Annotated in this window: 16 protein-coding genes and 1 tRNA gene; 10 read left to right on the plus strand and 7 right to left on the minus strand. The window is 65.5% G+C overall.

The annotated features are described in order from the left end of the window. Positions 1-25: 25 nt before the first annotated feature. A complete protein-coding gene (locus ACORJG_RS07750; protein ID WP_427792880.1) occupies positions 26-1486 on the plus strand; it encodes an amidohydrolase in 1461 nt (486 codons plus the stop codon). A 75-nt stretch (positions 1487-1561) separates the two neighbouring features. On the opposite strand, the gene ACORJG_RS07755 is transcribed toward ACORJG_RS07750, so the two are convergent. Continuing rightward, complete coding sequence (locus tag ACORJG_RS07755) at positions 1562-3796, minus strand: TonB-dependent receptor (RefSeq protein ID WP_427792882.1); 2235 nt, start codon at positions 3794-3796, stop codon at positions 1562-1564. Between the two features lie 201 nt (positions 3797-3997). On the opposite strand from ACORJG_RS07755, the gene ACORJG_RS07760 reads away from it, so the two are divergent. Together ACORJG_RS07760 and ACORJG_RS07765 are read left to right on the plus strand one after the other, a co-directional pair. Continuing rightward, on the plus strand, positions 3998-5506 hold the full coding sequence (locus ACORJG_RS07760; protein WP_427792883.1) for a carboxylesterase/lipase family protein: 1509 nt from the start codon (positions 3998-4000) through the stop codon (positions 5504-5506). A 9-nt stretch (positions 5507-5515) separates the two neighbouring features. Beyond that, a complete protein-coding gene (locus ACORJG_RS07765; protein WP_427792884.1) occupies positions 5516-6259 on the plus strand; it encodes a TetR/AcrR family transcriptional regulator in 744 nt (247 codons plus the stop codon). Positions 6260-6280: 21 nt separating this feature from the next. Here the strand turns inward: ACORJG_RS07765 and ACORJG_RS07770 are convergent, their stop codons facing one another. Beyond that, complete coding sequence (locus tag ACORJG_RS07770; RefSeq protein ID WP_427792885.1) at positions 6281-7516, minus strand: MFS transporter; 1236 nt, start codon at positions 7514-7516, stop codon at positions 6281-6283. Positions 7517-7638: 122 nt separating this feature from the next. Between ACORJG_RS07770 and ACORJG_RS07775 the strand changes: the two genes are divergently transcribed. After that, the gene (locus ACORJG_RS07775; protein ID WP_427792886.1) at positions 7639-8436 is read left to right on the plus strand and encodes an AraC family transcriptional regulator; all 798 of its coding nucleotides are present in this window, start codon (positions 7639-7641) and stop codon (positions 8434-8436) included. 90 nt (positions 8437-8526) lie between these two features. Here ACORJG_RS07775 and ACORJG_RS07780 read toward each other — a convergent pair whose 3' ends face one another. The 5 genes from ACORJG_RS07780 to clpX all read right to left on the minus strand — a co-directional run bounded on the left by ACORJG_RS07780 (position 8527) and on the right by clpX (position 14065). Beyond that, entirely contained in the window at positions 8527-9330 is an 804-nt protein-coding gene (locus ACORJG_RS07780; protein ID WP_427792888.1) for a class I SAM-dependent methyltransferase, read from the minus strand. A 273-nt stretch (positions 9331-9603) separates the two neighbouring features. Next, positions 9604-9680, minus strand: a tRNA-Val gene (locus ACORJG_RS07785). 47 nt (positions 9681-9727) lie between these two features. Beyond that, positions 9728-10003, minus strand: coding sequence for an HU family DNA-binding protein (locus ACORJG_RS07790; protein WP_427792889.1), 276 nt, complete (start codon positions 10001-10003; stop codon positions 9728-9730). A 120-nt stretch (positions 10004-10123) separates the two neighbouring features. Beyond that, complete coding sequence (gene lon / locus ACORJG_RS07795) at positions 10124-12523, minus strand: endopeptidase La (protein ID WP_427792891.1); 2400 nt, start codon at positions 12521-12523, stop codon at positions 10124-10126. Between the two features lie 273 nt (positions 12524-12796). After that, positions 12797-14065, minus strand: a complete 1269-nt coding sequence (clpX, locus tag ACORJG_RS07800) for an ATP-dependent Clp protease ATP-binding subunit ClpX (protein WP_427792893.1) — start codon at positions 14063-14065, stop codon at positions 12797-12799. Between the two features lie 196 nt (positions 14066-14261). Here clpX and ACORJG_RS07805 point away from each other — a divergent pair, with 196 nt between their 5' ends. From ACORJG_RS07805 to ACORJG_RS07830, 6 genes are all read left to right on the plus strand, one after another. Then, entirely contained in the window at positions 14262-14909 is a 648-nt protein-coding gene (locus tag ACORJG_RS07805) for an HAD-IB family hydrolase (RefSeq protein WP_427792895.1), read from the plus strand. Positions 14910-15036: 127 nt separating this feature from the next. Continuing rightward, complete coding sequence (locus ACORJG_RS07810) at positions 15037-15723, plus strand: response regulator (RefSeq protein ID WP_427792897.1); 687 nt, start codon at positions 15037-15039, stop codon at positions 15721-15723. Continuing rightward, on the plus strand, positions 15720-16766 hold the full coding sequence (locus ACORJG_RS07815; protein ID WP_427792899.1) for an ATP-binding protein: 1047 nt from the start codon (positions 15720-15722) through the stop codon (positions 16764-16766). Before ACORJG_RS07810 ends, ACORJG_RS07815 begins: the two co-directional genes overlap by 4 nt. A 121-nt stretch (positions 16767-16887) precedes the next feature. Continuing rightward, on the plus strand, positions 16888-18255 hold the full coding sequence (locus ACORJG_RS07820) for a TolC family protein (RefSeq protein ID WP_427792901.1): 1368 nt from the start codon (positions 16888-16890) through the stop codon (positions 18253-18255). After that, the gene (locus ACORJG_RS07825; protein ID WP_427792903.1) at positions 18252-19385 is read left to right on the plus strand and encodes an FtsX-like permease family protein; all 1134 of its coding nucleotides are present in this window, start codon (positions 18252-18254) and stop codon (positions 19383-19385) included. Before ACORJG_RS07820 ends, ACORJG_RS07825 begins: the two co-directional genes overlap by 4 nt. A gap of 4 nt (positions 19386-19389) precedes the next feature. Continuing rightward, on the plus strand, positions 19390-20160 hold the full coding sequence (locus tag ACORJG_RS07830) for an ABC transporter ATP-binding protein (RefSeq protein ID WP_427792905.1): 771 nt from the start codon (positions 19390-19392) through the stop codon (positions 20158-20160). The last annotated feature ends 8 nt before the right edge of the window (positions 20161-20168 follow it).

Genomic DNA, 20168 nt, shown 5'->3' on the forward strand with positions numbered 1-20168 from the left:
CCTTTTCTTTTTCCGAGGTAAGAGAATGAAACGTCTCCTTATGGCCGCTGCGGCGTCCGCTGCCCTGTTCGGCGCCGCCGGCGCTGCTGCTGCGGGCGAGCTGCCGCGCGCCCAGACCACCGAAATCATATCCGCCGTAGACCGTAACGCCGAACAGTTGGGCGACACGGCGCTGAAGATCTGGTCCTTCGCCGAGATGGGTTATCTGGAAACCCAGAGTTCGGCCGCCCTGAAGGACGACCTGCGCGGCGCAGGCTTCACCATAACCGAAGGCGTGGCCGGAATGCCGACCGCCTTCGTCGCCAGCTTCAAGAACGGGACCGGCCCGATAATCGGCGTTCTGGCTGAATATGACGCCCTGCCCGGCCTGTCGCAGGGCGCCGTCTCGCACCAGGAAAGCCTCGGCGCGGCCGCTGGTCACGGCTGCGGCCACAACCTGTTCGGCGCGGCCTCGGCCCATGCCGCCATCGCTGTGAAAGCCTGGATGCAGGCCCATAACATCAAGGGCGAAATCCGTGTCTACGGCACCCCGGCCGAAGAAGGCGGCTCGGCCAAGGCCTTCATGACCCGTGACGGCCTGTTCAACGATCTGGATGTCGCCCTGCACTGGCACCCCGGCAGCAGCAACAGCGCCTCCCAGGGCACGACCAAGGCCAATATCTCGGGCAAGTTCCGTTTCTACGGCACCGCCGCCCACGCCTCGGGCGCGCCGCACCTCGGCCGTTCGGCGCTGGACGCCGTGGAGTCGATGAACAACATGGTCAACATGATGCGCGAGCACATCCCCGACGGGACGCGCATCCACTATGTCATCACCGACGGCGGCAAGGCACCCAACGTGGTCCCGGCCTATGCGGAGTCCTATTATTATGTGCGGGACGGTGATCCCGACGTCGTGCGCTCGGTGATGGAACGCGTCCAGAAGGCCGCCGAAGGCGCCGCCATGGGCACCGGCACCCGCGTCGAGTTCCAGCAGATCGGCGGCGTGTTCAGCATGATGCCGAACGAAGCCCTGATGCACGTCATGGACCGCAACCTGCACCGCGTCGGCGGCATCAGCTGGACCCCTGAAGAAGTCGCCTTCGCCGAAGGGATCCAGAAGACACTGACCAGCCAGGTCCCCCTGTCCAGCGTCGGCGAAATCCAGCCTGCCGCCATCCACATGGACGGCGCCGGCGGCTCGACCGACGTGTCCGACGTCAGCTGGGTCGTGCCCACGGTCGGCCTGTCGACGGCGACCTTCGTGCCGGGTTCGGCCGGTCACAGCTGGCAGAACACCGCCGCCGCCGGATCGTCCATCGGCGTCAAGGGCGCGGTGACAGCCGCCAAGACCCTGGCCCTGACCGCCGCCGAGCTGTTCATCAGCCCCGACACCATTCGCGCCGCCAAGGCCGAACTGAACCAGCGTCGCGGGCCGGACTTTGTCTATCAACCGCTGATCGGCGATGCGCCGCCACCGCTGGACTACCGCCTGTCCGCCAAGTGATACGAAACAGATGATACGAAATGGGGCCCGGCTTGAAAAAGCCGGGCCCCTCTTTTTTCACCGCTGGCGAAACGGTCAGAACTTCGCCGACACGCTCAACGTCACCGTGCGCGGCGCGCCATAGAAGGCCACCACGGAATCGCCGGTGATGGCGCCGGGGAAGTTGTAGCCGCCCGCGCGATATCGCTCATTGCCCAGGTTCCGGCCTGCCAGGCTGACGCGGTAACGCATATCCGGCGAGGTCCACATCAGGGTGGCGTCATAAAGCCAGTACGACCCCTGATCGAGCAGCGGAATCGGCGTCTCGAACATCTGGGTCGCGCCACGGTATGAGGCGATCGGCGTCAGCATCAGCGAACCCTTGTCGCCCAGATCGAAGCTGTAAGGCAGCGCCAGGCTGGCGGTCCAATCCGGCGTATTCTGGAAATGGCGCTGATCGGCCATGTTCTCCCGCTTGCCCGTCAGCGGGTTCAGGGTGACGAAGTCGTTGAACTTGGCGTCCAGATAACCCAGCGTCAGACGCGGGATGAAGCTGTCCGTGACCCGCGCGCTGGCTTCCAGTTCCCAGCCCCAGATCTCGCTGGACCCGGCGTTGTCGACATAGCTGACGACCGACGCCGGAGGAATGTAGAACTGCGATGTGATCTGTTGATCGGTATAGTCCGACTTGAACAGGGCCGTGGCGAAGTTGATGCGACGATCCAGCAGCGAGCCCTTCAGCCCGATCTCATAGGTATCGACCAGTTCCGGTTGATAGCCGTCGACCGTTTCGGGATAGAGGCTGGCGTCGCCGCGCATGTCGAAACCGCCCGACTTGAAGCCCCGGCCATAAGAGGCATAGGCCGTCAGTTCCGGCGTCAGCTTGTAGCTGGCGCTGATCCGCGGGGTGAACTCCGAATAGGTGTCAGAGTTGGTGTAGTCGGTTGAAGGGGGCCCCGCCGGAATGGCGGCCTTGTTGCCGAAGAATGGGCTCTTGATGCCCAGATAGTTCTGACGCAGCTGATCAACGCTCTTCTTGTCGCGCGTCCAGCGACCGCCAACCGAGAGCGACAATTGCTCCGTCACATCGTAGCTGAAATCGGCAAAGACGGCGAAGCTCTTGGTATCCACCTTGCCGCCGGTATAGGTCGTCAGCCCCGCAGGCAGCCCCGGCCCCATGCTGGGATAAAGGCCGATAACCGTGTCGAAAGCGCCCTCAGCCGAGGCGTCCATATAGAAGACGCCCGCCACGCCCTGCCAGCGGTCGCCCTGGAACAGCAGCTGGAATTCCTGCGTGAACTGACTGTCGGCATAGTAGCCGGGGATGTCGAGGATCGGCTGCGGCAGACCATCGAAATCGATGCCGTCGCCCTTGGTGTCGCCATCGCGCCAGGCCGTGACGGACTTCAGCGTCACAGCGTCGTTGACGTTCCATTCGCCGGCCAGCGACAGGCCGCGCGTGCGCACATAGCCTTCGTCGCCGATGCCCGCGCGGGTGTCATAGGCCTTGTCCGTCGTCGGCGCGATCAGGCGATGCGCGTGACGGGCGTTGGACTCGTCCTCAGTGATATCCCCCGCCAGACGGAAGAACAGGTCGTCGCGCGGCGTCCACTCGACGCTCAATCGGCCCGCCGTGACGTCCTTGTTATAGTGTTCAGCGCCGGTGTTCAGGTTCTTGCCATAACCGTCGCGGGTATAGCGGGCGACCGCGCCGCCGATGCGCAGCGTCTCGGTCAGCGGCGCCGAACCCGAAGCGATCAGATCGACCTGATTATAGCTGCCATAGGCGCCCTTCAGCGTCAGTTCCGGGTCCGGCCCGATGCGCTTGGTCACATATTTGATCGCGCCGCCGATGGTGTTGCGGCCATACAGCGTGCCCTGCGGTCCGCGCAGGACCTCCAGCCGCTCGATGTCGAAGATATCCAGCACCGCGCCCTGCGGACGGGCCACATAGACGTCGTCGACATAGAGGCCGACGCCCGGCTCAAAGCCCCACAGCGGGTCCTGCTGGCCGACGCCGCGGATGAAGGTGGTCAGGGTCGAGTTGGTGCCGCGCGCCACCTGAACCGTCGCGTTCGGCGTCTGCGCCTGCAGGGTGGTGATGTCGGCCGCGCCGGTCTGTTCCAGACGCTCGCTGGTGACGGCGGTGACGGCGACCGGCACGTCCTTCAGGCTCTCCTCACGACGGCGCGCGGTGACGACGATGTCGTCCACGTTCGAAGCCTGCTCGCCCCCTGTCGCCTGCTGGGCGAAAGACGGCGCCGCGCACAGCGAGGCCGTAATGAAGACGCTGCTCATCAGCGCCAGACGCAATTGTCCTGTCGATCGCATTCCCGTTTCCTCCTCCACGCGCGGTCGTTTCAATCGCCGCTGATCTGTGTTGATGCGACGGTGATCCGCGAACGGCCCCGCTGTCAACATCATTCATTCTTGCATGAATGACTTTTCACGAGACGGCTCGACAGACGGGCGGGCTTTCCTCATTCTTGAGTGAACGAGTGTGGCGCAGATCACACGAAAACGGGACGAAACATGGATCAGCACCATCAGGGCGCGACGCATCCCGTCGCCCACACGCCGTCCGGCGACCTGCGCGGTCAGCGCGAGGGACCGGCCAACGTCTTTCGCGGCGTGCCCTATGCCGCCGCCCCCACGGGCGAGTTGCGCTGGCGGGCGCCGCGTCCGTTTCCGTCATGGCAGGGCGTGCGCGACGCCTTCGTCTTCGGCCCCTCGGCGCCCCAGGCGGGACCGGCGGATGTGGCCGACATCGTCTCCATCGGCGGCGCGCCCGAGCCGACGGACGAAGACTGCCTGACGCTGAACATCTGGACGCCCGCCGAAGCGCCAGCCCCGGCGCCGATCATGGTCTGGCTGCACGGCGGATCGAACCGGATGGGCGCAGGCTCCCTGCCCTTCTATGACGGCGCCGCCTTCGCCCGCGACGGCGTCATGCTGGTCAGTGTCAACTATCGGCTGGGCCAGCTGGGCTTCTTCGCCCACCCCGCGCTGACGGCCGAGGCGCCTGCCGACGAACCTCTGGGCAATCAGGCGTTGCTGGATCAGATCGCCGCGCTGGAATGGGTGCGCGACCATGCCGCCAGCCTCGGCGGCGATCCGGCCAACGTCACCCTGTTCGGAGAGTCCGCAGGCGGCCTCGACATCCTGGCGCTGATGACGGCCCGTCGCGCGCGCGGCCTGTTCCACAAGGCCGTGGTCCAGTCCGGCGGCGGCTGGCTGCCCGCCACCCCGCTGAAGGCCGCCCAAGCGAAGGGCGCAGCGACCGCGACCACACTGGGCCTGACCGATCCCGACGCCGCCGCCCTGCGCGCCGTTACGCCTGAGAAGCTGACCGCCGTAGAAGGGGCCTTCGGCCCCGTGATCGACAGCCGCCTGCTGGACCGCGACCCGATCAACGCCTTCGCGCGCGGCGCCTTCACCGACGTGCCGCTGATGATCGGCGTCAACAGCGGCGAAGACTCCCTGCTCAACTACGGCGGCGGGCTGGAACGGTTCGGAAAACTGATCAAGCCGAACGCGGCGTTGGCCCGCCTCTATCCGCAGGCGAATGGAGACCCTGAGCAACTGATCCGCCTCGGCTTCCGCGACTTCGCCTTCGCCGCGCCCGCGCGCTGGGTCGCGTCGCGCCCACGCCGGTCCAAAGCGTGGCTCTACGCCTTCGACTATGTCGAGGAAGCCCAGCGTCCGACCATGCCGCGCGCCGCACACGCCGCCGAGATCTTCCACGTCTTCGAGACGCTGGATCAGCGCCCCGACGCCTCCCCGCCCGCGACCGAGGCCGACCACGCCATCAGCGCCGCCATGCACGCCCGCTGGATCGCCTTCGCCAGAACCGGCGCGCCGGGCGCAGACTGGCCCCCCTATATACCCGCCGACGACGCATGGATGGTGTTCGACAGCACGCCCGGCGGCGTGGTCAGGCGCGGCTGGTGGAAGGCGGCGCTGGATCACCACGGCCGCAAAGGAAGGCTGTTGATCCTGTTGATGCGGCTGCGGGATCGCCTGCGACGGATGTTCGGGTAAGCTGGCCCCATGTCCACGACCGAGTCCCCAGCGCGTCCGAAGACGGCGGCCAAGCCCAAAACGCCTCCCAGACCCAAGGCGCCCCCAAAACCCAAGGCTCAGAGGCGCGAAGAAACCACCACCCGCATCCTCGACGTGGCCGAGGGTCTGTTCGCACGCGACGGCCTGCACGGCGTCACCCTGAAGGCGGTGGCCAAGGCGGCGGGCGTCGATACAGCCCTGCTGCACTACTATTTCAACGACAAGAACCAGTTGTTCTCGACCGTCTTCGGCCGCCGCGCCGAGGTGGTGAACCAGCTACGGCTCGACAGTCTGGATCGCTATGAGGCCGCACACGGCGACGCCATGACGGTGCGCGGCGCCATCGACGCCTTCCTGCGCCCGCTGTTCGTCCTGTTCGAGGATGGCGATCCGGCCTGGCTGAACTACGGCGCCCTGGTGGCTCAGGTGAACAACACCCCGGCCTGGGGCGGCGATACCATGCACCGCCATTTCGATCCCGTGATCGACCGCTTCATCGGCCTGTTGATGCGGGTCGCGCCGGACACGCCGCATCGCCAGATCTACTGGTTCTATCACCTGCTGTCGGGGTCGCTGACCCTGTCGCTGGCCCAGACGGGGCGGATCGACGTCCTGTCGGGCGGACTGTGCCGATCCTCGGAAATGGCAGCCATCTGCGACGCCATGGAAGCGGTCTTCACCGGCGGCTTCCAGACTCTGTGCCAGCCCGGGGGCGAGACGGGCCAGGACTGACCCGCCTCTGTTTTTCATCCCTCAGCCCGCCTTCGCCGCGCTGCGCACGCGCATGTCAGGCAACAGGGCGGTGATCAGTCCCAGCAGGGGCAGGACCGCGCAGAATTTGTAGACCCAGACAATGCCGCGCACGTCGGCGATCATGCCCAGACCTGCGGCGCCGATGCCGCCGATGCCGAACATCAGGCCGAACATCAGGCCCGACACCAGACCCACGCGCCCCGGCACAAGCTCCTGCGCATAGACGACCAGCGCCGCAAAGGCCGACGACATGATGAAGCCCACTGCGATCGAAAAGACCGTCGTCCAGCCCAGATCGACATAGGGCAGCATCAGGGCGAACGGCGCCGCGCCCATGAACGACAACCAGATCACCGCCTTGCGTCCGATACGGTCGCCGATCGGCCCGCCTGCAAAAGTGCCCGCCGCCACAGCCGCCAGGAAGGCGAACAGGTGCAGTTGAGACTCACGCACCGACAGGTCGAACCGTTCGATCAGGTAGAAGGTGAAGTAGTTGGTGAAGCCGCCGATGTAGATGAATTTGGCGAACATCAGCACGGCGATGACCGCCAGGGCCACGATGATCCGCCCCCGGCTCAGGGCCTGCGTTCCGCCCGTCGCCTTGGCGACCACCTTGATCTCCGGATTACGCAGCCTCCACCGGGTCACGCCGAACAGCACCCAGATGGCTATGACCGCCGCCACGGCCAGCCAGCCGACCGCCGTCTGGCCCATCGGCAGGATGATCATCGACGCCACCAGCGGCCCGATGGCAGAGCCTGTATTGCCGCCGACCTGAAAGGTCGACTGCGCCGTGCCGAACCGGCCGCCCGACGCCAGACGCGCCACCCGCGACGCCTCGGGGTGGAAGGTCGCCGATCCGATGCCGATCACCGCCGAGGCCGTCAGCAGCATCGGATAGCTGCCCGCCGTCGCCAACAGACCGATACCGATCAGGGTCGCGAACATCCCGCACGGCAGCAGCCACGGCTTGGGATGCTTGTCCGTATAAAGCCCGATCCACGGCTGCAGCAGCGACGCCGTGAACTGATAGACCAGCGCCACCATGCCGATCTGGGTGAAGTTCAGCGCGAACTTCATCTTCAGCATCGGATAGATGGCCGGCAGAACCGCCTGGATCAGATCGTTCAGCAGGTGCGCGAACGCCACCGCCCCCACAATGCTGATCAGGAATTTCGGCGCCGACGCAGCGGCGTTTTCAGGCGGAGCGCCTGACGGGTGCACAGATAGGGTCACGCACGAACTCTCGTCTTGGGGAGGCGATGGCCACAGCAGCGGCGCGTCATTGTGTAGCACCCCTCGCGATGGCCCACTTCGATGCACGAGACAATTGCTTCTGAATTTGGGACAATCACCCCATGCCCCCGTTTCACGACGAACCCAACAGTCCTCCGCGCCCAATGGTGGCCATCGGGCGGCAATACCCGGCATCCTTTGAACTGGCCGAGCACAGCCATCGTCAGGCGCAATTTCTACACGCGGCCCGAGGCGTCATGCTGGTCAGCACCCCGCATGGCGCATGGGTGGCGCCACACGGGCGCGCGGTCTGGATACCCGCCGGAACGCCCCATGCGGTGAAGATGGTCGGCGTCGTCCATACGCGCAGCGTCCTCATTGAGCCGGAAGCCTGTCCGACACGATCCGGCGCCTGCGAAGTGGTCGCCGTCTCGCCCCTGCTGCGCCAGCTTCTGCTGGAGGCCTTCGAGGTGCCGGTTGAGTATGACCCCGACAGCCGTGACGGCCTGCTGGTCAGCCTTCTGCTTGCAGAAATCGACCGCGCGGCGCCCGAGGACTTCGCCGTGCCCTTCCCTGCGCACCCGGCGCTGGCGCGACTGTGTCAGGACTTTCTTCTGGCGCCTGACGCCGTCGCCCCGATCGATACGTTCGCCAACGGACTGGCGATGAACCGCCGCACCTTTACCCGCCTGTTCCGGCGCGAAACCGGCCTCAGCTTCGGCGAGTGGCGTCAGCGCGCCTGCCTGTCTGTCGCCCTGCCCCGGCTGGCCGCCGGGGAAGCCGTGACCACGGTCGCCCTTGATCTCGGTTATGAAGGCCCCGGCAACTTCTCGACCATGTTCAAACGCCGGATGGGTCTGGCGCCCAGCGCCTATCTGCTCGGCGCCTCGCCAAAGACAATCGCGCAAGGCGCGACATAGGGCGCAGCCGCCCTACCGTCACACCGGCCGTCACACCGGCCTTCACACCGGCCGTCACACCGGCCTTCACACTGGCCTTCACACTGGCCTTCACACTGGCCGAATGGCCAGCGTGGAGATAAAGGTCGGCAGATAGCGATCAATCAGAAAGCGCGCCCTTGGCGCAGGATCTTCCTGAAAGCCCGCGATCACGAAGCCCGCCTGAATCTGACCCGCGATCAGATCCGTCAGACTATGGCCGAAGACCAGGGCTTCATCTCGCCCGACCTTGGCCTCCAGCGCCTCTTCATCCATGTCCGTCGCATCGGCATAGGGAATGGAGAAGACAGGTCGGATCAGACCCTGAGCGAACAGGTCGGGATCGCGATCGCCGACAAAAATGACCGGATTATAGAAACCGGCCAGCAACCGCCCGCCGGGGCGCAGCACGCGGAAACACTCGCGCCACACCGATCTTACATCATCAACATAATGGTTCGCGATCGGCTGGAAGACGATGTCGAAAGAAGCGTCGTCAAACGCGGAAAGGTTGCGCATATCGCCCTGCACGGCGACCAGCGACAGCCCTTCGCGTGCTGCGACCAGACGATCCTGATCCAGTTGACTGCGCGACACATCAAACACCGTCACCTGCGCGCCCGCCGCCGCCAGCACAGGCGCCTGCTGCCCACCGCCCGAAGCCAGACACAGGATACGCTGATCGCAAACATCGCCCAACCAGTCGTCCGGCAGGGCTCCATGCGTCAGTTGCACCGCCCACTGCCCGTTGCGAGCCGCAGCAATCACCGCCTCTGAAACCGGCCGCGACCAGTCACAGTCCTGCTTCGCCTGATGATCCCAGGCGGCCTGGTTGTGCGAATTCACATCGATGGAGCGTGAGGAAATATCAGGCATGAAAACCTCGCATCATAGCCATCCGCCCTACGGCGCCGCGCATCAGGCACGTGATATGAAGCTGTCGATCGGATGGCGAAAACAATTGGCCCGACGCCAATGCGACGAGCATTCATATGCGACGCCAGACGTCGTCAGGCGATCCGCATGGAGAGTTTTCAAGCCTTGATCACGACACCGATCTCCCAAATCTGTCGGATAACTTAATAGAGACCGCCTGCAACAGCAACGCACGACACGCAGGACGCGCCTTCGGGCCATGACTTAGGGGGATGGTAGGCGGCGACGGGTTCGAACCGCCGACCCTCTCGGTGTAAACGAGATGCTCTGACCAGCTGAGCTAGCCGCCCACATTGTCCGACTCACCGCCGGGAACAGGCTTCATGCCCTGTGGCGCTCAGCCGTTCAAGGCGCTTTTCAAGCCTTCCCCCGGACGAAAGCGCGCGGTGCGTGAGGCCGGGCGGGCGATCTGTTCGCCGGTCTGGGGGTTGCGGGCCACGCCTGCCTTGCGGTCCACGGCGACGAAGCTGCCGAAACCGACCAGACGCACGTCGCGCCCCTGGACCAGAGACCCCGTCACCTGATCGGTGAAGGCTTCCAGCGCCAGCCGCGCCTGATCGCGGCTGATGCCCGCCGCCTCGGCCATGCGGCCGATCAGTTCGATCTTGGTCATGTCTGCGGCTCCCCCTCGCGACGAAGCGCGCACTTAAGCCAGTGTCGCGCCGCAGGTCAAAAAGAAGGCGGCCCGGGTCGCCCCGAACCGCCTTCATTCAACGTCTTCGCAGAACCAGCGTCAGTGGCTGATGCTGGCGCTCCCGCCCGTCGTCGGCGCAGGCGGCGTCGGGGTCATCGGCTCGGCCGCCTCGTCCCATTCGACAGGGGTCGGCGTGCCGGTCAGGGCCCACTTCAGCGCCTCGTCGGCGGTGGAGATCGGCACGATCTCAAGAGCGGCCTTCACGTTTTCGGGCACATCCTCCAGATCCTTCTCATTCTCCTGAGGGATCAGCACGGTCTTCACACCCGACCGCAGGGCCGCCAGCAGCTTCTCCTTCAGCCCGCCGATGGCCGTGACCCGGCCGCGCAGGGTGATCTCGCCGGTCATGGCGATGTCCTTGCGGATCGGGATGCCGGTCAGGACCGACACCATGGCCACCGTCATGGCCACGCCGGCCGAGGGGCCGTCCTTGGGCGTGGCGCCGTCGGGAACGTGGACGTGGATGTCGGTCTTCTCGAACACCGGCGGCTTGACGCCGATGCTGAGGGCGCGGCTGCGGACGTAGGACGCCGCCGCCGAGATCGACTCCTTCATGACCTCCTTCAGGTTGCCGGTCACGGTCATGCGGCCGCGGCCCGGCATCTTCAGGGCTTCGATGGTCAGGATGTCGCCGCCGAACTCGGTCCAGGCCAGGCCGGTGACGATCCCGACCTGATCTTCCGCGTCCGTCTCGCCATAGCGGAATTTCTTCACGCCCGCGTATTCGGCCAGCTTGGCTGCATCCACGGTGATCGAGGCCGCCTTGGTCTTGGCCATCTCGCGCACCGCCTTGCGGGCCAGACCGCCCAGGGCGCGTTCCAGCGAACGCACGCCCGCTTCGCGCGTGTAGTAGCGGATCAGGTCGCGGATCGTCTCATCGGGGACGATCAGTTCGCCGTCCTTCAGGCCGTGGTCCTTGAGCTGTTTAGGCAGGACGTGGCGCTTGGCGATCTCGACCTTCTCGTCCTCGGTGTAGCCCGAGACGCGGATGATCTCCATGCGGTCCAGCAGGGGCTGGGGCATGTTCAGGCTGTTGGCCGTGGTGACGAACATCACCGGCGACAGGTCGTAGTCGACCTCCAGATAATGGTCGCCGAAGGTCGAGTTCTGGGCCGGATCCAGCACTTCCAGCAGGGCCGAGGACGGGTCGCCGCGCCAGTCGGCGCCCAGCTTGTCGATCTCATCCAGCAGGACGAAGGCGTTGGTCGTCTTGGCCTTCTTCATCGACTGGATGATCTTGCCGGGCATGGAGCCGATGTAGGTCCGGCGGTGGCCGCGGATCTCCGCCTCGTCGCGAACGCCGCCCAGCGACATGCGGACGTATTCACGCCCCGTCGCCTTGGCGATGGACTGGGCCAACGAGGTCTTGCCGACGCCGGGAGGGCCGACGAGGCACAGGATCGGTCCCTTCAGGCTGCCGGTGCGCGCCTGAACGGCCAGATACTCGACGATCCGTTCCTTGACCTTCTCCAGGCCATAGTGATCCTCTTCGAGGATGTCCTCGGCCTTCTGCAGGTCGATGGCCTTGGGCCGGGTTTTCGACCACGGAATCGACAGCAGCCAGTCCAGATAGTTGCGCACCACGGTCGATTCCGCCGACATCGGCGACATGTTGCGTAGCTTCTTCAACTCCGCCTCGGCCTTGATGCGGGCCTCCTTGGACAGGCGCGTCTTCTTGATGCGCTTTTCCAGTTCCAGAAGCTCGTCGCGCGCGTCGTCGGTCTCGCCCAGCTCGCGCTGGATCGCCTTCATCTGCTCGTTCAGATAATATTCGCGCTGGGTCTTCTCCATCTGCCGCTTCACGCGGCTGCGGATTTTCTTCTCGACCTGAAGGACGCTGATCTCGCCTTCCATCAGGCCGTAGACCTTCTCCAGCCGCGCCGGGATGACGACGGTTTCGAGCAGGGCCTGCTTGTCGGCGATCTTGACCGACAGATGGGCGGCGACCGAGTCCGCCAGCTTGGACGGGTCGGTGATCTGGGGGATGGCGCTGAGGGCCTCGGGCGGGACCTTCTTGTTCAGCTTCACATAGTTGTCGAACTGCTCGATCACGGCGCGCAGCAGGGCTTCGCTCTGCGACGGATCCCCGGCCTCGTCCTCGATCTCGACGGCTTCGGCTTCGTAATAGTCCTCACGGTCGGTGAAGCGGGTCAGGCGCGCGCGCGACTTGCCCTCGACCAGCACCTTCACCGTGCCGTCGGGCAGCTTCAGCAGTTGCAGCACGGAGGCCAGAACGCCGGTCGAATAGATGGCGTCCGTCGCCGGATCATCGTCGACAGAGTTCATCTGGGTGGCGAGCAGGATCTGCTTCTCGCCCTTCATGATCTCGTCGAGGGCGCGCACGGATTTCTCGCGCCCGACAAACAGCGGCACGACCATGTGCGGAAAGACGACGATGTCTCTCAACGGCAGGACAGGGAGGATTTTGCTCTCGGTCATGATGCGTACTTTCCGGGGCCTTTGTGAATCTCCGGCCCGCCGATCCGGTCTGATTTGGCGTTACTGCCGCCTCGTCCCGACTCGACCCGCTGTTTTCAGCGGCTTTCGTGTGAGTATGTGGTTCTGTCTGGACGCGGTTCAAGCGTGGCGGGCCTGCGACCCACAGAAGCGTGAAAAAGCCTGCGATTTCAGACCCGCTTTAGACCGCCCTGAAACGATGAAGGGGCGGCCCGTGGCGAGCCGCCCCTTTTTCGCTTGGATCAGGCCTCGCCGTCAGGCGGCGCCGTCGGCCGTCTTCTTCTTGGTTTCCGAATAGATCAGCAGCGGCTGGGCCTTGCCGTCGATCACCTCGGCGTTGACCACGACCTCTTCGACGCCCTCGAAGGTGGGCAGTTCGAACATGGTCTCAAGCAGCACGCCCTCAAGGATGGAGCGCAGGCCGCGGGCGCCGGTCTTGCGGGTGATCGCCTTCTTGGCCACCGCCGACAGGGCGTCGTCGGTGAAGGTCAGCGCGACGTTCTCCATCTCGAACAGTCGCTTGTACTGCTTGACCAGAGCGTTCTTGGGCTCGGTCAGGATGGTGATAAGCGCCGCCTCGTCCAGGTCTTCCAGCGTCGCCAGAACCGGCAGACGGCCGATGAACTCGGGGATCAGGCCGAAGCGCATCAGGTCGTCCGGCTCGACGCCCTTGAGGATTTCGCCGGTGCGACGCTCGTCGATCTCCTTGACCTTGGCGCCGAAGCCGATCGAGGCCCCCGCCCCGCGCGCCGAGATCACCTTTTCAAGGCCGGCGAAGGCGCCGCCGACGATGAACAGGATGTTGGCGGTGTCGACCTGCAGGAACTCCTGCTGCGGATGCTTGCGCCCGCCCTGCGGCGGCACGGAGGCGACAGTGCCTTCCATGATCTTCAGCAGGGCCTGCTGCACGCCTTCGCCCGACACGTCGCGGGTGATCGACGGGTTGTCCGACTTGCGCGAGATCTTGTCGATTTCGTCGATGTAGACGATGCCGCGCTGGGCCCGCTCGACGTTGTAGTCCGACGCCTGAAGCAGTTTCAGGATGATGTTCTCGACATCCTCGCCCACATAACCGGCTTCGGTCAGGGTCGTTGCGTCGGCCATGGTGAACGGCACGTCGATGATGCGCGCCAGCGTCTGGGCCAGCAGCGTCTTGCCCGAGCCGGTCGGCCCGATCAGCATGATGTTCGACTTGGCCAGTTCGACGTCGTTGTTCTTCGTCGCGTGGTTCAGGCGCTTGTAGTGGTTGTGGACGGCGACGCTCAGCACCTTCTTGGCGTGGGCCTGACCGATCACATAATCGTCGAGGACGTCGCGGATCTCCTTGGGCGTGGGCACGCCGTCCTTGGAGGTCTTGAACGCGATTTTGTGCTCTTCGCGGATGATGTCCATGCACAGTTCGACGCATTCATCGCAGATGAAAACGGTCGGTCCGGCAATCAGTTTGCGGACTTCGTGCTGGCTCTTGCCGCAGAACGAGCAGTAGAGCGTGCTTTTGGCGTCTGTGCCGGCGGCTTTGGTCATAGACCCTTCTCACTATCCGCAATCCGCCCCGACATTGGGACGAAAGGCGCTTCCTTCACGATCGATCCAGGGAATCTATCATCGAAGGTCTTCAAAAAATGACAATCACCCATCACACGTTCCGCCACAACCCCGTTGCGGCGCTGCAACGCGCTTCGGGGATCGGACAGGACAGATAATATGGGGATCACGGCTAATGTCTGACATGGGAAGCGAAAAAGCCTTTCACCAGTCCCCGACGCCGGGTCAACTGATCGTCGCCTTCGATTTCGACGGCACTCTGACGATTCGCGACAGCTTCACCAGCTTCCTGAAATGGCGGGCCGGGCCGGTGCGCTGGCTGGGCGGACTGGCGCAGATGATCCCGGCCGTGTTCGCCTACCTGGGCGACAGGGACCGCGGCCGGATCAAGGTCGCCTCGGTGCGTGAGTTCCTGATGGGCGCCGACCGCAAGTCGCTGGAGGCCGAGGCCGAGCGCTTCGCCGCCGAGATATGGCCGCGCTTCATGCGTCCTGATGCGCTGGCGACGTGGGAGGACTGGGGCCGTCGCGGCGCCCACCGCGTCATCGTCACCGCCTCGCCCGAGACCACCGTCGCCCCCTTCGCCCGCAGGCTGGGCGCCGAGAACCTGATCGGCACCCGTCTGGCCTTCGATGATCAGGACCGGGTGCTGGGCACCTTCGTCGGCGGCAACTGCCGGGGCGAGGAGAAGATGAATCGCCTGCGCGGCGTCTACGGCCCGGACATGAAGCTGGCCGCAGCCTATGGCGACACCTCGGGCGACGCCGAGATGATCGCTGCGGCCGAAGAAAAGGGCTATGGCGTCTTCACCGGCCGCCCCTGACGCACCATCTGTTGCGCGAATATGGAGGCATGATGGACGCCGGACCGAGGCGCTGATCGCAACTTGGTCCCTGAACCGCCCCATGCGAGGTTCATCTGATGATACCGGGACGCCTGACGCTGCACGCATGAACCCTCTGGCCCTCATCATTGAAGACGAAGTCGCGATCGCCGAGATTCTGGATCGCTATCTGGTCCGCGAGGGGTTCCGCACGGCCCGCGCCTATAACGGTCAGGTCGGGCTGGATCTGTATTCCGCGCTGAAGCCGGACGTGGTGCTGCTGGACGTCATGCTGCCGCGCATCGACGGCTGGGGCGTGTTGTCGGAACTGCGCCGCAAGGGCGACACGCCCGTCCTGATCATGACCGCGCTGGATCAGGACGTGGACAAGCTTCAGGCCCTGCGCACCGGGGCTGACGACTATGTGGTCAAGCCCTTCAGCCCGATGGAGGTCGTCGCCCGCGTCCAGGCGATCCTGAGGCGCACCAACGGCATGGCGCCCGACCGTTTGATCCGCGTCGACATGCTGGAAATCAACCCCGAGAGCTATATCGCCACGGTGAGAAATGGCGATCAGGTCAACCATCTCGACACCACCCTGACCGAGTTCCGCATTCTGGAGTTCATGGCCCGCCACCCGATGCGCGTCTTCTCACGCGGGGAACTGGCGGACGCCTGCCTGCCGAACGAGGACGTGCTGGACCGCACCGTCGACAGCCACATCAGCAAGCTGCGCCGCAAGCTGAACGCCGCCGGGATGGAAAAGGCGCTGAAGGGCGTCAGGGGCGTCGGCTATCGCCTGAACGCGCGATGATCCAGCGCTCGCCCAGTCTCCAGCGGAAGTTCTCCTTCTATATGGCGACGGTCGCGATCAGCGGCCTGTTCTCGGCCTTTCTCGCCTGGGGCATCGTCTACATGCTGTTCGTCGACCCCAGAGACGAGCATCTGGAGATATATTTCGACGTCATCGATCTGGCGGCTTTGCTGCTGTCGCTGCTGCTGGGCCTGACCGTCTCCATCATCGCCGCGCGCATCCTGTCACAGCGGATCGCAGCGCCCCTGTCCCACGTCGCCCTGGCGGCGCGCACCTTGACGGCCGGCGATCTGGCGGCGCGCGTCGATTACAAGGATGGAAGCCTCGGCGAAGTTTCCCAATTAATCTCTGATTTCAATACGCTGGCGGCGCATCTTCAGAAATCCACGCGCGAGTCGATGCAGTGGAACGCCGCCATCGCGCATGAGCTGAGAACCCCCCTGACCATCATGAACGGCATGATGGAGGGCGTGGCCGACAACATCTTCGACCTGGATGACGACTGGCTGGGCCTGATGAAATTCCAGCTCGAAAGCCTGACGCGGATCGTCGAGGATCTGCGCGTCATCAGCCTGTATGAGAGCGGCCACCTGTCGCTGAAGACGGAAGAACTGGCGCTGGATACCGTCATCGAGCCGCTGAAGGGCCTGTACGAACCCCTGCTCAACAAGCTGGGCTTCACGATGGAATGGGCGACGGCGCCGGTGCGCGTCGTCGGCGACAGCACCCGCATCCGTCAGGCGCTGCACGCCCTGCTTGAGAACGTCCGCGTTCACGCCGACCCTGGACTGGTGCGGGTCGCCATCGAGGAAAGCTATGGCTTCGCGGTCATCAGCGTCGCAGATTCCGGCCCGGGCGTGCCGAACGACATCGCGCCCCAGATGTTCGATCCCTTCCGCAGCGCGCGCTCGGACGCCAAGGGGTCGGGTCTGGGCCTGACCGTGGTCCAGTATATCGCCGAGGCGCACGGCGGTTACGCCCTGTTGGGCCGTTCGAATCTGGGCGGGCTTCAGGCCGAGTTCGAGCTGCCGCTGGCGCACTGAACGCGCACAGACGCATCAGCCTCCTACGCGACGCGGCCTCCACATTCCGTCCGCAAACGCGCAACACACGATGAGTAAAGAATCCGCCATCCCGCCGCGTCGTGGTTTAGCAGGATCATCATTGCACCACCCCAACCTACGATTTCTGCTGGGCGTTCCTGGCGCGATTTTTCTGATCGCCGCCGGAGGCGATTTTGCACGCGCTGAACAGAGGCCGGTCGGCGCCTCCGTCCCGACAGCCGCCTCTATGGAAGACGACCGCATCGATGACTGGCGCACGGTTTTCGACGACCCGACGCTGACGGCCCTGCTGGCCGAGGCCCTTGAACGCAATCTGACGATCGAGAACGCCCGTCAACGCCTGCAACAGGCTCGTGTCCTGCAACGCGGCGCGCGCAACGATGACCGCCCAGGCGCAGACCTGTACGGCGCGCCCCTGCAGGACGTGCCGACCGGCGACGGCTATTATCAGTTGGGCGTCGCCACGCGCTGGGAACTGGACCTCTTCGGCGCCGGAGCCGCCCGCGATCAGGAGGCCGAGGCCAAGGCGGCCGCAGGCGCCGCCCAACTGCGCGCAGCACGGTTGATGATCGCCGTTGCCGTCATTCAAACCTATTACGAGCGCCATCAGGCGCAGGTGCAACTAGCCCTGTCGCGCCAGTCGCACGACCTTGCCCTGCGCGCCGTCCGCCTGACTCAGTCGCGACATGAAGCCGGTCTTGCCGCCCCAGACGAAGTGCGCGCCGCGTCACAGCGTGAAAACCGTCAACGGATCGAGCAGGCCCGTCTGAAACATCAGATCGACCGCACGTCATGGATCCTTGCGGCCCTGATGAGCCGGTCAACGCCCATGCTGCAGGACGCCCGCGCTAGCGGCCATTTCGCGGCGGTGCGCTTCCCATCTGAACTGCGCGGCGATGATCTTCGTCGTCGTCCTGACCTGATGCTCGCCGAAGCCGAAGTGCTGGAGGCCGCCGCCCGGGTCAGGATCGCCCGATCCGCGCTCTACCCCCGCCTGACGCTGGGCGGCTCCATCGGCTATACGCACAGTCTGTCGTCCGCGCCTTCCCCCGGCGGCGTCGCTCCCGTCATCGGCCCGACGATCGACATTCCGCTGTGGGACTGGGGTCGCCGCCGCGCCGTGGTGAACAGCGAAGACCACGCCCTGTCCGGCGCCCTGGCCCTTTACCGCCAGGCCGTCATCGACGCCGCCAGCGAGGCTCACACCGCTCTGAGCGCCCTTGAACAGCAGCAGGCCGTCGTCGCGACACGCCGTGAAGCGGTCGACGCCTCTCAGCAGTCGCTGGACGCCTGGACCACCCGCTACGATCTGGGATTGGCCAGCGAACTGGACCTGATCCAGCCCGAGGTGGACCTGCTTGACGCCCGCTCGGCTCTGGTCGGCGCGCGGCTGGACAGCATCCTGGCCCTGCTGGCGGTCTATAAGGCGGCGGGCGGCCCGCCCTCGGTTGCGGGAGAGACGCCATGATCTCCCTGGCCCGCAAAACCCTGATCCATGAATGGCCGCGCTTCGTGCCCGTGGTGCTGGCCGTCACCTTCGCCGGTCTGCTGCTGATCGTGCAGGCCGCGCTGGTGCTGGGCATCTTCAGCAGCGCCGCCATCTACATCAAGGCGTCCTCGGCCGATCTGTGGGTCGGCTATCCCGGCTCGCAGAGCGTCAACTACGGCCGCCCGCTGGGCCCGGACATCGAGATGCGGCTGAGCGCCGACGACGCCGTCGCGGCGGTCGAGCCCTATCGCTGGGTCGACGCCGACTGGCACTCGGTGTCGGGCGAAGGCGGGGCGATCTCCATCTATCTGTCGGGCGTTTCCGTCGAAGACGGCGCCATGGCCTTTTCCGAGCGTCTGACCGACGTCCAGCGCCAGCGGCTGCGCGAGCCGGGCGCCGTCATCGTCGACGCCGCCGACCTGTCCACACTTCATGTCGCCGATGGCGGCCGCGCCTGGATCAACAAGCAGCCTGTGCAGGTGGTCGGCGTCATCAAGGGGATGCGCGGTCTGGGCGGGGTCAACGTCCTGTCGTCGCTGGAGACCGCGCGCGAGATCGGCGCCGCCGAGACATCGGCCGACACCTATTATCTGGCCCGTCTGAAAGACGGCGCCGCGCCCGCCGACGTGCGCCAGCGGCTGATGCAGGACCGCGCCGCCTTCTCGCCATATGAGGCATGGACCGCGCGTGAGTTCGCCGCCCGGTCGCAGAACTACTGGCTGCTGGACACCGGCGCCGGGATCGCCGTCCTGTTCATGGCCATCATCGTCAGCCTGGTCGGCGCGGTTGTGACCAGCCAGTCTCTGGCCGGAACCATCGCCGCCTCGCGCCGCGAATACGCCGCCCTCAGCGCCCTGGGCGTCGGGCGCTGGCCCCTGACGCGTGTGGTGCTGGAACAGAGCGCATGGATCGGCGGCGTGGGCCTGATGCTGGCGGCCCTGCTCAGCGCGCCGCTGCTGACGCTGGCGGCCAGCCATGACGTGCCGGTCGCCATGAGCCTGCCGGTCGCAGCCGGCTGCGGCCTGCTGATCTTCGCCATGGCCATGCTGGCCAGTCTGGCGGCGGTACGGACCATGCTGGGGACCGACCCCGCCATGTTGCTGAGATAGAGCCATGGTCGATTCCGCACCCATCATGACGAACGCCCCGGCCGTGGTCGCCGAGGGACTGGTGAAGACCTTCATCACCGGCACGGTGCCGACGCGTGTGCTGACCCATCTGGACCTCAGCCTCCATCCCGGCGAGATGACCCTGATCTCCGGCCCGTCGGGCTGCGGGAAGAGCACGCTCCTGTCCCTGTTGTCCGGCCTGCAAAAGCCCGACGCGGGCGCCGTCACCGCCCTGAACCAGCGGCTGGATCACCTCAGTCGTGGGCGGCTGGAAGCCTTCCGCCTGCAATACACCGGCTTTGTCTTTCAAGGCTTCAACCTGTTCCCTGCCCTGACGGCGGTGGAGCAGGTGCAGCTGCCGCTGGGCTATCTGGGCATGGACCGCCGCCAGAGCGAGGCGCTGGCCCTGAAGGCGCTGGACGAGGTGGGCCTGAACCACCGTCTGCACATGCGTCCGGCCCAACTTTCCGGCGGTGAAAAACAGCGGGTCGCCATCGCGCGCGCCATCGCCAAGTCGCCCGCCCTGCTGTTCGCCGACGAACCCACCAGCGCCCTTGACGCCGAGAACGGCCAGCGCGTCAGCGAAATGCTGCGCCAGATCGCCCATCGCCACGGCTCGACCGTGGTCTGCGTCAGCCACGACCCGCGCCTGATTCGTTTCGCCGACCGCCTGCTGACGATGGAGGATGGCGTCATCCAGCGCGACGAACGCCCTGCCCCATCTTGCGCGAACGCCCAGCCTTCCGCCCCCGCCAGCCCTTCGGAAGCCCGGTGATGAGAGCC

It is taken from the genome of Brevundimonas diminuta (assembly GCF_050310045.1).
In the GTDB taxonomy this organism is placed as follows: Bacteria; Pseudomonadota; Alphaproteobacteria; order Caulobacterales; family Caulobacteraceae; genus Brevundimonas; species Brevundimonas diminuta_F.